We start from the raw sequence: 12,151 nt of genomic DNA, 5'->3' as shown, positions 1-12,151 counted from the left end.
CCGTACGCGGCGTCGGTGACCCCGGCGCCCGGTGGCGCGACAACGCGCCGGGCGCGGGCCCTGACACCCGCGCCCGGCGCCCGCCGGCGCGCACCGCGCCGACAGGTGGCCGCTCAGCCAGCGCCCGGGTCCCCTCCCCGAGCGCGCCCACACCGCGTACCGCGTACCAGGCACCCGCCCACCGCGCACGCGCGCCGCACACACCCAGCCCGCACGCGCGCCCCGCACACCCACCGCGTACGGCCTCCGCGCATCCCGCGCACACTCCCGGTGCCCCCGGCACGGCGGTCCGGGCTCGCCGGAGCGCGAGCCCCGGCGCGGCGGCACAACGTTGTCACCAGCCTCCCGTGTGACCGGGCGGCCCTCGGGTACTCGCGCTCGGCGATGGGCCTGGACGGGCCAGGCCCGGGGCGGTAGCCCCGAGCAGCGGGGGCGCGGACCCACGCCCCAAGCCCACGGACAAGGCGGAGCGAGATGGCACGGAACGTACGGCAGGTGATGACTCCCCAGGTGACGGCGGTATTGCCGGACGCGTCGCTGGTGGAGGCCGCCCAACTCATGCGCGCCAGGGGCGTCGAAGACGTTCTCGTCGCCGAGCACGGACGGGTGCTCGGCGTGTTGACGGACCGCGACATCACCGTGCGCGCGGTCGCCGACGGAGCCGACCCCCTCACCGTGAGCTGCCGTGCGATCTGCACGCCCGAGCCGGTCACGGTGACCCCCGACACGACAGTGGCCGAGGCGGCGCACCTAATGCGCCGGTACGCCGTACGTCGGCTCCCCGTAGTGGAGGACGGTCAGCCGCTCGGCATGGTGAGTATGGGGGACCTCGCCGAGCAGTACGACCCGGGCTCGGCCCTCGCCGACGTCAGCCGGGCCGCGCCCACCGACGGCCACCCGGGCGTCCTCGGCGGTCCCGGCGACTCCGTGGACGGACAGACCGGCCACCACCGTACGGACGGGTTCGGTGGCGGCCTCACGGGCGGGCCCGGTGCCCGCTGACGCCCGCCCCAGGCGCGCGGCCGACCCGGTCGCGCCCCGGCGGGCCTGGCCGAGGCGCCGCTCTCCCGGCCCGGCCAGGCCCGCCCTGACCAGCGCCTACGGGCCGGTCCGGCCTACGCTGGCCGGCGCTGGGTAGGCGGGGCAGCCGTGGCGCGGCCACGCGCAGGTTCAACGAAGGAGTCACGCATGGCAGGTCAGGGCGGGAGATGGGGCACGGCGCGCCGGTCGCGTGGGGGTGACCGGGCGTCGGGCCTGGCGGCGGCGTGGGCGTCGCCAGGGCGCGCGGGCGACCGGGCCTCGTGGCCGGCCCGGCTGCGGCCGGCGGGCCCACTCGCCCTGTCGGCCGTGGTCGGCGCGCCCGACGCCCTGCTGTCGCGCGCCGCCGCGGCTGCCGAGGGGTGGCGCGGTGCGCGCCGCGCGCCGTTGCGGCGCGCCCGGGCGACGCGGGCCGCCCGCGCCGCGCTCGACGCCGCGGCGACCGACGTCACGCCCGCGCCGGGCCACCCCGGCGTCGGTGACCACTGGATGGTCGGGCTCGACAAGAAGCTCTTCCACGCGGTGGCGTCCCGGCACTGGCCGGGTGCCGAGCGCGTGCTTCCCGGGCTGAGTCACAGCGCCAACCACGGGCGGCTGTGGCTGGCCCTGGCGGCGGGCATGGCGGCCACCGGCCACCGCACCACGCGCCGGGCCGCGGTGCGCGGCGTGGCCTCGCTCGCCCTGGCGTCGCTGACGGTCAACACGGTGGCCAAGCGCTCGGTGCGGCGGACCAGGCCACTGGTGCACGTCGTCCCGATGGTCCGCCGGTTGCGTCGGCAGCCCATCACCACCTCCTTCCCCTCCGGTCACTCCGCGTCGGCCGCAGCCTTCGCGGTGGGGGTGGCCCTCGAGTCGCCGCGCTGGGGCGCCGTGGTGGCGCCGATCGCCGCGTCGGTGGCCTTCTCCCGCATCTACACCGGCGCGCACTACCCCAGCGACGTCCTCGTGGGCTCGGCCCTCGGCGCCGGCGCGGCGCTCGCCGTGCGCGGCCTGGTGCCCACCCGGTCCCAGTTGCCGCCCGCCGCGCGCCCCCGCACGGACGCCCCGGCGCTGCCGCGCGGCCGGGGCCTGATCGTCGTGGCCAACTCCGGTTCGGGCGCCACCAGCGTGTGGCCACCGCGCGCCGACCCGCTGGACCCGATCCGCGAGGCGCTGCCCGAGGCCGAGTTCTGGACCTTCACGCCCGACCCGGAGCCGGACCTGGTCCCGGAGGACGAGCGGGCGCGGGCGGCGGCCGAGCAGAGCGACGGTGGCGCGGCCACGTCGCACACGGCACCCGCCGAACCGCCCTCGCTGATCGAGCTGTTGGAGAAGGCCGCACGCCGGGCCACCGAGGTCGGCGGCGCGCTCGGGGTGTGCGGCGGCGACGGCACGGTCAGCGCCGCGGCGGCGGTGGCCGCGCGTGAGGGGCTGCCGCTGGCCGTGCTGCCCGGCGGGACGCTCAACCACTTCGCGTACGACCTGGGCCTGGAGACCGTCGACGACACCTGCCGGGCGGTGACCGCGGGTCAGGCGGTCGCCGTCGACCTGGCGCGGTTCACGGCCGACGGGGCGGCCACGTCGACGGCCACGCACTACGTCAACACCTTCAGCATCGGCTGCTACCCGGAGATGGTGCGCATTCGCGAGCGCTGGGCGGGGCGCGTGGGCAGTTGGGCGGCCGAGGTGCTGGCCGCGGCCCAGGTGCTGCGCACGGCGGAGCCGCTCGACCTGGTCATCAACGGCAAGCGCCGCGCGGTGTGGATGCTCTTCGTGGGCAACTGCTCGTACCGCGGAGTGGGTTCGGCCCCGGCCAGCCGGCACGACCTCGCCGACGGCCTGCTCGACGTGCGCATGGTGCACGGCGGTCGGCTGCCCCGCGCCCGGCTCCTGTCGGCCGCGCTGCTCGGCGTCCTGCGCCGCTCCCCCGTCCACGCGGAGGCCCGACTGCGGCACCTGCGCGTGGACGAGATCCCGGAGGGCGCCGACCTGGCGTACGACGGCGAGATCACGCGCGCCCCGCGCGGCCTGACGCTGGACAAGGTGAACGAGGCGCTGCGCGTCTACCGCCCGCTCGAGGTCTGAGCGACGGCGACGGCGACGGCGACAGCGTCGAGAGCAGCGACCGCGACGGCGGAAACAGCGACGCCCCGGCCGGGCGAACAGGCGGGCAAGCGGGCCAGCGGGCACGCGATGCCCGAGCCCACCCGGCCGGGCCGGAGATGCCGAAGCCCCGCCCGGCCGGGCCGGAGGCGACACACCCGGGCCTCTCACATGCCAAGACGCCTCTCTCGCGGAGCGAGACGGCGACGTACGGTGCGGGAGTGGCGCCCGCTCGGGTCGCCGCGCTCTGACCGGAGTTACGGAAGGTTCGCCATGCCCTCGTCGCCCACCGGCACGCCGCGCCGCGCCGCGCACTACGTGCACGGCCACCACGAGTCCGTGCTGCGCTCCCACACCTGGCGCACCGCCGAGAACTCGGCCGGCTACCTGCTGCCCGAGCTGACCGCCGGGCGCTCGGTGCTCGACGTCGGCTGCGGGCCCGGCACCATCACCGCCGACTTCGCGGCCCGGGTCGCGCCGGGCCGGGTCACGGGCGTGGACGCGGCCGGCGCCGTGCTCGACCAGGCCCGCGCCGTGGCCGCCGAGCGCGGCCTCGACAACGTCACGTACGCCGTCGGCGACGTCTACCGGTTGGACTTCCCGGACGCCTCGTTCGACGTGGTCCACGCCCACCAGGTGCTCCAGCACGTGGCGGACCCGGTGGCCGCGCTGCGCGAGATGCGCCGGGTGTGCCGGCCCGGCGGGGTGGTGGCCGTGCGCGACGCCGACTACGCCGCCATGGCCTGGTACCCGCGGGTGCCCGCGCTCGACGCCTGGCTGGCCACCTACCGCGCGGTGGCCCGCGCCAGCGGTGGCGAGCCGGACGCCGGGCGGCGGTTGCTGTCCTGGGCCCGGCAGGCGGGGTTCACCGACGTCACGGCGTCGGCCGCCACCTGGTGCTACGCGACGCCGGAGGAGCGCGCCTGGTGGAGCGGGCTGTGGGCGGACCGGACGCTGGTGCCCGCCTACCAGGAGCGCGTGGTGGCCGGCGGGCACGCTACCGAGGAGGAGTCGCGGGCGGCGGCCGACGCCTGGCGGACGTGGGGCGCGGCGTCCGACGGCTGGTTCGCCGTGCTCCACGGAGAGCTCCTGTGTCGCGTGTGACCTGGCTCAACTAGGCTCGTTCGCATGGACATTCTGGGGACTTCACTGCGGGTGTGCGTCGCGGATCTGGACGCCGCGATCGCCGTCTACGAGCGGCTGACCGGGGCGCAGGCGATGCGCTTCGAACGGGGCAACGTCTCGGTGGCCGCGGTCGGCTGCTTCTTCCTCATGAGCGGCCCGGCGGCCGAGATGGAGATCCTGAAGAAGGTCACGGCCACCCTGGCGGTCCGGGACGTGGACGCGGCCGTGGCAGACCTCAAGGCCGTCGGCGCGCAGATCATCGCCGGCCCGCTGCCGACCCCGATCGGCCGCAACCTGGTCGCCCGGCACCCGGACGGCTCGGTCTTCGAGTACGTGGACCGCAACCCCCAGCCGACCGCCTGACCCACCACCCCGCGCCGCACGCGCCACGCGCTCCGCGCGCCCCCGAGCCGGCCACCGCACCCACGCGGCGGCCGGCTCGACCGTCTCCACCCGCCCCGGAGCCACCCACCAACCAGGCCCCACCCCACCAACCGGCCCGCAACCCACCCCAACAACCCACCAGCCCACGACCCACAACCCGCCACCCGCCACCCGCCACCCACCACCCACCACCCACCAGGCAACCACCCACCACCAACCCGTCGAGCGTCAGCCGGCTGCCATCAGGCGGGCCGCATGCGGAACTCGTAGCGGTCGGGCAGCGGGTGCAGTTCCCTGGCGCGGGCCCGCAGCGCGTCGGCGTCGAGGCCGGCCGACTCCGGGTCGGCGGCCACGAGGCGTTCGGCCACGGCGAACCACGTGTCGCTCAGCGTCTCGTCGCCCTCGCGCAGGTCGTCCACCTCGAAGCCGGCGTCGAACAGGGCGCGGGCGCCCGCCGCGTCGCCGCCCGCGACCAGCACCTGGGCCGTGAGCAGGACGAACCGGCCACGGGCGCGCACCGCCGCCGGCAGCGCGGCCAGCACGTCCCGCGCCTGTGCCGCCCGGTCCACCGCGAGGAGCGCGGTCACCGTCTCGCGCCCGAGCCCGGCGAGCGCGGCCCGCCACTCGGCGCCGCCCTCGTCACCGCCTTCCGCACCGGCCTCCCGGTCGGCCGCCGTGGCGCTGCCGTCGCCGCCCTCCCCGTACCGCTCGCGCCACTCCCCCACCGCGCCGTGGAACGCGGCGAGCCAGCGGTCGGCGGCGCGGTGGGGGTGGCCGTCCGTCTGGTCGGCGACGGCCAGGCAGCGCAGTACGGGCCACCAGTCGCTGATCTCGATGGCCCGCTCCCAGCTCCGTACGGCCTGCGAGCGGTCGCCCTCGTGCCACTGGGCCACCCCGAGGTGGTACTTGAGGTGCGGGTCCACCAGGACGTCCGCGTCGGCGGTCTCCAGGAGTTCGCGCCAGGGTCGGGAGACCAGCGAGGTGCCGGGTGGTGTCGCCAACTCGGGCGCCGGCAGCGCGCCGGTGCGCAGCAGTTCGCGCCACGGTTGCTGGTCCGCCCCCAGCGAGGCGGGCGCGAACGGCGTGCCCGGCAGCGCGTACCCGGCGCGCTCCACCTCCAGGGCGCCCCAGCCCGAGCCGCTGGCCAGCACCTCGTCGGGCTCGGTGTCGGCGCTCGGCAGCCACGCCTGGTACGCGGCCTCGACGTCGGCCCGGGGCAGTGCCCGCGCCAGCCGCTCGGCGACCGCGCCGCGCGCCGCGGCCCAGTCGTCGCCGTGCACGGTGGTCGGGTCGGCGCTCAGCGGACCGTACGCCTCCAGCCAACTGAAGTCCTCTTCGGCGCCGAGCCGTACGTGTTCGAGCTGGGTGCGGGCGAGGCCGGCCTGGATCTCGGCGTAGCCGCCGGTGCCGGGCTCGGTGAGCCAGTCCTGCCAGCGCCGGCCGCCGCTGCCGGCGCCCCACAGGAACAGCTTGCGGCCCCGCAGCAGGTCGGTCGAGGTGTGCACGAGGCCGTGCCCGTCGCCGTCCAGCGCGGCGATCCACCGCCGGGCGCCCGCGGGCAGGTCGTAGAAGTAGTCCGCGGCGTGCGTGCCGCGCAGCGGGTACGTGTGGTCCACGCCGCGCCAGTGGGGCACGGGCACCCGGCGCAGGTCGCGCTCGTAGCCGAAGTGGTACGCGGCCTCGGCCGGCGCGAGCACCCGGGTGCGCTCGGTCTCCGGGACGGCGATGTTGGACCACCAGTACACCGGCGCCGGGTGCGGGTGCGGGTTGCGCACCCGCACGCCCACGTACAGGAAGTCCGAGCCGTCCGGGAGCCACAGGTCCACCTGGAAGGGCAGGTCGCGCAGCCGCTCCCATTCCCACAGGCGCAGCATCCGGCCGCCGGAGCCGTCCGGGGCGGGCACGGTCGCCGCGTGCACGGGGGCACAGGAGAGGGTGGTGTGGCCGGTGGCGCCGATGTTCCACTCGATGCCGCCGGAGAACCAGGCGCCGTTGAGCGCGAAGTCCGCGGGTTGCAGGACCGGGTTGCGGTAGAGCAGTTCGCGCTCGGTCGGCTTGTGGAAGAGGGAGGCGACGCGCCCGCCGAGCCCGGGCAGCACGGTCGCCCGCAGCCGGTCGTTCTCGATCACGATCGCGTCCAGCTCGGTCGGTACCCGGTCTCGGGTGTACGCGTCGCGCAGCCTGGTGGGCAGTATCGAACGCAGCGGCTCGTACGCGACCTGCCGGGCCATCTGGTCGGGCAGCCCCGCGCGGGTGTGGTCGTCGATCTGGTGGACCTCGTCCAACGGACGCAGAGCGGGCAGCGGGTTCTCCGGGCCCAGCGCGGCGGCGGGAAGGGTGAGGGTGGTGCGTCGCACGCTCGTTACCACTACTGCCTCTCTCGGTCCTTACACCCGCGACCGCCTCGCTGCGACCGCGTGATCACCATGGAACATGGTGTGAGCGCCGCTGAACAGGGCTTCAGGGGGGTGGGGTTCATTCGCCTGCCGGTGTTGACGTCGCGGGGCCGGCGCGTCGTGGCCGTGCCACCAGTGCGTTGTCGGCGTACGACCGTACCCTCGCTCCCGGGCCCGGGCGTTGGGTCGCCCTGTCTCAGGCCCAGGCGTTGAAGAGGACTCCGCCGAGCGTGGTGATGCCGTAGGCGCGGACCTGGCGCCACTCCGTCCTGGTGAGGGCCGAGGTGTCGACGGCTGACAGGGCCATGGTGAGCTGTGCGCGTGACAGCACGGTGAAGCCCAGGTCACCGAAGACGCGGGCCCACGGTGGTGGCACCAGGAACTCGTCGGTGTACCAGTTCCGGTCCTCCCGCGCGAACGCGACCCAGGGGTGGTGCGCGTGGCAGAGGACAACGGACTCGTCCGTGCCGTGGGGGTGGGTGACCGTCGCCGTGTGGAACGTGCGGGGATACGTCTGCGGCTCCCACCCACCCACCGTGCCCCCGGCGACGCGGGCGCCCGCGTACAGCGCGGTACGGAAGGTCGCGAGGTCGGTGACGGGCAACGGGCCGTCCTGCGGGCGGAAGAAGCCGGACGCTCCGCGCGGGATTCTGAAGCTCACGTCCTCAACGTTCATGGGGCCATCCTGCACGCGGGTCCCGGCGTACGAGGGTCGATTCCCGCGGGGTCCGAACCGCTGGTGGGCGCGTGGTGAGCGCCCAGGGCCGCGAGGCTACGGCGCCTCAGGTGGGTTGGGCCGCTTCCAGAGCCGTCGCGCGGTCGCGGGCCTCCAAGGCGTCGAGGAGTGCCGCGTGCCGCGCGCACCGCTCCGCCGGGTCGGCGACGGGAGCGGCTGCCGCGAGGGTCAGGAGCGTGGCGTACACGGAGCGCAGCAGCGCGTTGGGGCTGATGGCGGCGAGCCGGACGCGCCACTGACGGTCGGCTTCGGCGAAGGCGTCCGGGTCGTCGGCGTCCGCGGCGGCGGTGACGTCGGCGAGCATGCGTCGCAGGTCGGCGAGGTCGGCCGGCGAGGCGTGCCAGAGGGCGTCCTCGGCGAGCAGCGGGCCCAGGGCGTCGCGGATGCGCCGGGCCTCCTCGCCGCACACCTCGTCCGGCCGTTGGGTGTCCAGGGCGAGTACCGAGTTGCCGAGGCGGCGCATGGGCGACTGTTCGGCGGCGAAGAGGCCGCCACCGGGGCCGGGCCGGACGGTGACCAGTCCGCGTGACTGGAGCAGGCGCAGGGTCTCGTTGAAGGTACCGACGGAGACCCCGCACTCGGCGCGCAGTTCGTGCTTGGTGCCCAGGCGCGCGCCGGGCTCGGCGCCGGCGACGAGTTCGGCGATGCGCTCGGCGGCCACCTCGGCACGGGAGGCGGCGGGCGGGCGCTCCCACTCGCCTCGCCGTAGCGCGGGGGGCTCGTCGCTCTCGCGCGCGCCGGTGCTGACGGGCGTGGCTGATGAGCGCCTGTTCCTGCTGTCGTCCGTGGCTTCCACTTGGCTCACCGTTCTCGCGAATTGATTATGACGAATAGCATCGCACTCCCTTGACACCCCTGGAAAGCCACCCGCATGATCTCCATAATCATCATGATGGATTGGAGGTAGGAGATGGCTAGCGCATTAGTGGACGAACAGGACTTCCGCGAGCTGATGGCGGGGGTCTGCGCCCCCGTGACCGTCGTCACCGCCACCCAGGGCGGGACTCCGTACGGGGCGACCGTCAGCGCCTTCGCCTCGCTCTCCCTACGCCCGCCGATGGTCTCCCTCGCGCTGGACCGCGCGTCGGGGCTGCTGGCACGGGTGTTGGCGACGGAGCGGTTCGGGGTCAACGTGCTGGGGGCCGACCAGCACGAGACGGCCCGGACCTTCGCCCGCCGCACGCCCGACCGCTTCCGTGCGCTCGCGTGGCGGTACGACCACGGGCTGCCCCGACTGACCGACGCTCCCGGGTGGCTGGTGTGCGAGCTGACCTCGGTGGCCGAGGGCGGCGACCACCTCTTGCTGCTGGGCACCGCCGTGCACGCCGACACGTCCGCCGCCGCCGCGCCCCTGGTCTACGGCCACCGCACCTTCGGGACGCACTCCGCCTTCGCCTCGCACCCCACGCCCGAGCGGCCCCTGGCCGCCGGGCCGATCACCACTCCCACCCCATGAACGACTTCAGACAGGAGACTGAGATGTCCACGGCCCTCACGCCCACCACCAGCATCCCGACCAGGGCCGAACTGGTGGCGAGAGCGACCGCGCTTCAGGCGCTGCTGCGCGAGCAGGCCCCGCGGATCGAGGCGGATCGCCGGGTGACTGACGAGGTCATCGACGCGTTGACCGAGGCCGGGCTGTTCAAGCTGACCGTTCCCCGCCGTTTCGGCGGTTACGAGACCGACATCCGCACCGTACTGGACGTCTCGGCCGCGATAGCGGAGGGTGACGGCTCCACCGGATGGGTGGTGACCCTGGTCAGCACCTGCAACTGGCTGGCCGGGCTTTTCTCGCCCCAGGCTCAGGACGACGTCTTCGGCGCCGACCCCGACGCCCGGGTGACCGGGGTGTTCAGCCCCACCTCCAGCAGCCGCAAGGTGGCGGGAGGTTGGCGACTGACCGGGCGTTGGTACTACAACTCGGGCTCCTGGCACTCCACCTGGGCCGTCTTGGGCATGCCACTGACCAACGAGGGCGGGGAGGTGGTCGACCAGGCCATGGTGCTGGTGCCGCGCGCGGAACTGACGATGGAGGACGTCTGGTTCACCGCGGGCATGCGGGGCAGCGGGAGCAACTGCCTGATCGCCGAGGACGTGTTCGTTCCCGAGCACCGGGTGGCGTCCGTACCCGGGGCACTCGGCGGCGAGGACCTCGGCGGGCGGGGTGAGACGGGCCTGTTCCGCTCGTCGTTCGCGCCCTTCGTGGTCGCCGTCATCGGCGGCGTGCAGTTGGGGCTCGGTCGAGCCGCGTTGAAGCTGGTGGCCGACAAGGCGAGGACCAAGCCCGTCTCGTTCACCTACTACGAGACCCAGGCGGCCTCGGTGGCGGTGCAGTTACAGGTCGCGGAGGCCGCGACGAAGATCGACACCGCGGAGTTGCACCTCCACCGGGCCGCCGCCGACATCGACGAGGCCGCCGCCCGAGGCACCCACCTCGACGTGCTGACCCGCGCCCGGGTTCGGGCGGACACCAGCCACGCCGTACGGAACGCCCTGGACGCCATCAACATCCTGCTCAACGTGCACGGTGGCGGCTCCTTCGCCGAGGCCAACCCGTTGCAGCGGATCTGGCGTGACGCCGAGGTCGCCGGACGGCACGCGGTCGCCTCCCACGCGGTCGGCATGGAGGTCTACGGGAAGTTGCTGCTCGGCGTCGAGGAACGGATCACACCTTTCGTCTGACCAGGGCCCGCCCTGGCGGTGTGGAGGCGCCAAGCCGCCGCGGGTACCGGGCAGGGCTGGGCCGCGAGGTGGCTTCGCGCGGGTGCGGGCCGGTCGGCCCCGGAGCCGAGCCGGGCGCCTCGGCTGGAGCGTGGGCCACCTCGCGGGCGGACCCCGCCACGTATGGAACAGGCGCCAGGTAAGGTAACCCTCACCCGTAGCGGGATCTTGTCAGCCGCCGGTCCGCGCCTCGCCGGCCCGGTGTCGGTCCGGCTGCCGGTTCCCGCCCGTACCCGACCGCCCTTCGTCGCGCCGGAGGTTCCACGCCATGTCCGCCTCCCCGCCACCGACCGACGCGTCGGCCCACGCCCGCGGCGGTGCCCCGACCGACGCGCCCAAGCGCCCCCCGCGCGTGCCGCGCCCCGCGCCCGTGCCCCGGGTGGCCAGCCCTCGGGTGGCGGAGCTGGACCGGCGGCGGCGACGGCGCGACGCGGCGGCCACGCACGCGGTGCCCGACTTCTGGCGCGAGGTCGAGGCCGCGGGCACGCCGCTGGTCGAGCCGGACCCGCGGGGCGACCCGGAGCACGCCGTCGTCACCTTCCTGTGGCGCGGCACCCCGGCCACCCGGTCCGTGCTGGTGCTGCCCAACAAGGTGATCGACCCGCGCGCGCCCGAGCACAACCTGATGGAGCGGCTGCCCGACAGCGACGTGTGGCACTGGTCGATCCGCATGCGGCGGGACTGGCAGGCCACGTACGCGCTCTGCGTGGACGAGGGGGCGCCGCTCTCCCCGTCCGACCCCGGCTACCTCGCCTGGCTGCGCGGCCAGGGCCGCCCCGACCCGCGCAACCCCCACACGCTGCCGCGCCGCTGGGGCGGTCCACCGCAGTCGGTGGTCCGCCTCCCGGCCGCGCCGCCCGACACCGCCTGGCAGCGGCGCGCCGACGTGCCACGGGGCACGGTCAGCCGTCACACGGTGGGGTGCGCGGGGCTCGGCAACGAGCGTCGGGTGTGGGTGTACGAGCCCGCCCGGGCGGCGCCCGACGACGGGCCCGGTACCGGTACCCGCCCGGAGGCAGAGGCCGGCCTGCCCGTGCTGGTCCTCTTCGACGGCGAGATGTGGCAGCCCGAGCTGGGCGTCGCCACGCTCCTCGACAACCTGATCGCCGACGGGCGCGTTCCGCCGCTGGTCGCGCTGCTGCCCGAGTCGCTGGACAGCGACACCCGCTGGGCGGAGCTGGCCTGCAACGACCGGTTCGTGGACTTCCTCACCGACGACCTGCTGCCCTGGGCCACCGAGCGCTGGCCGCTGACCACCGACCCGACGCGCACCGTGCTGGCCGGCCAGAGCCTGGGCGGCCTGATGGCCACGTACGCCGCCGTCCGCGCCCCGCACCGGTTCGGCAACGCGCTGTCCCAGTCGGGCTCCTTCTGGTGGCCGGACGGCCCCGCGGCGCAGTGGCTGACCTCCCTGGTCGAGGCCACCCCGGCGGCCCCGGACCATCCGGTGCGCTGCTGGCTGTCGACCGGCGAGCAGGAGTGGGTGCTGCTCCCGGCCAACCGCCGCCTGTCCGACGTGCTCCGGGCCCGGGGTTACGCGGCGGAGTACCGGGAGTTCAACGGCGGCCACGACTACCTGTGTTGGCGCACCGAACTGGCCGACGGCCTGACCGCCCTCCTCGGCCCGGGGCGGGGCGAGGAGGGGCGGCGAGGCGGGCCAGCCTGACGG

General features: G+C 75.3%; 9 protein-coding genes and 1 pseudogene. 7 read left to right on the top strand and 3 right to left on the bottom strand.

Going from position 1 to position 12,151, the window contains the following annotated elements; all coding sequences use genetic code 11:
- Nucleotides 1–474: 474 nt before the first annotated feature.
- From AC3CHW_RS29195 to AC3CHW_RS29180, 4 genes and pseudogenes are all read left to right on the top strand, one after another.
- Nucleotides 475–894: pseudogene (locus AC3CHW_RS29195) on the top strand (CBS domain-containing protein); the annotation flags it as partial.
- 633 nt (nucleotides 895–1,527) lie between these two features.
- Nucleotides 1,528–3,102, top strand: coding sequence for a phosphatase PAP2 family protein (locus AC3CHW_RS29190; RefSeq protein ID WP_488471202.1), 1,575 nt, complete (start codon nucleotides 1,528–1,530; stop codon nucleotides 3,100–3,102).
- 291 nt (nucleotides 3,103–3,393) lie between these two features.
- Entirely contained in the window at nucleotides 3,394–4,224 is an 831-nt protein-coding gene (locus AC3CHW_RS29185) for a methyltransferase domain-containing protein (protein WP_488468436.1), read from the top strand.
- Between the two features lie 24 nt (nucleotides 4,225–4,248).
- Complete coding sequence (locus tag AC3CHW_RS29180) at nucleotides 4,249–4,608, top strand: VOC family protein (protein ID WP_488468435.1); 360 nt, start codon at nucleotides 4,249–4,251, stop codon at nucleotides 4,606–4,608.
- A 263-nt stretch (nucleotides 4,609–4,871) separates the two neighbouring features.
- Here the strand turns inward: AC3CHW_RS29180 and AC3CHW_RS29175 are convergent, their stop codons facing one another.
- From AC3CHW_RS29175 to AC3CHW_RS29165, 3 genes are all read right to left on the bottom strand, one after another.
- Nucleotides 4,872–6,998, bottom strand: coding sequence for a DUF5107 domain-containing protein (locus AC3CHW_RS29175; protein WP_488468434.1), 2,127 nt, complete (start codon nucleotides 6,996–6,998; stop codon nucleotides 4,872–4,874).
- 223 nt (nucleotides 6,999–7,221) lie between these two features.
- A complete protein-coding gene (locus AC3CHW_RS29170) occupies nucleotides 7,222–7,701 on the bottom strand; it encodes a hypothetical protein (RefSeq protein WP_488468433.1) in 480 nt (159 codons plus the stop codon).
- Nucleotides 7,702–7,807: 106 nt separating this feature from the next.
- Nucleotides 7,808–8,557, bottom strand: a complete 750-nt coding sequence (locus AC3CHW_RS29165; RefSeq protein WP_488468432.1) for a FadR/GntR family transcriptional regulator — start codon at nucleotides 8,555–8,557, stop codon at nucleotides 7,808–7,810.
- Nucleotides 8,558–8,671: 114 nt separating this feature from the next.
- Between AC3CHW_RS29165 and AC3CHW_RS29160 the strand changes: the two genes are divergently transcribed.
- From AC3CHW_RS29160 to fes, 3 genes are all read left to right on the top strand, one after another.
- Nucleotides 8,672–9,217, top strand: coding sequence for a flavin reductase family protein (locus tag AC3CHW_RS29160; RefSeq protein WP_488468431.1), 546 nt, complete (start codon nucleotides 8,672–8,674; stop codon nucleotides 9,215–9,217).
- Nucleotides 9,218–9,240: 23 nt separating this feature from the next.
- Nucleotides 9,241–10,443 carry an acyl-CoA dehydrogenase family protein gene (locus tag AC3CHW_RS29155; RefSeq protein WP_488468430.1) on the top strand — a complete coding sequence of 401 codons (1,203 nt, stop codon included), beginning with the start codon at nucleotides 9,241–9,243 and terminating at the stop codon, nucleotides 10,441–10,443.
- Nucleotides 10,444–10,750: 307 nt separating this feature from the next.
- The gene (gene fes, locus AC3CHW_RS29150) at nucleotides 10,751–12,148 is read left to right on the top strand and encodes an enterochelin esterase (protein ID WP_488468429.1); all 1,398 of its coding nucleotides are present in this window, start codon (nucleotides 10,751–10,753) and stop codon (nucleotides 12,146–12,148) included.
- Nucleotides 12,149–12,151 lie beyond the last annotated feature (3 nt).

This window comes from Streptomyces sp. MGP-BFMKR1, from assembly GCF_057766585.1.
This window is presented reverse-complemented; position numbering and strand designations above follow the sequence as displayed.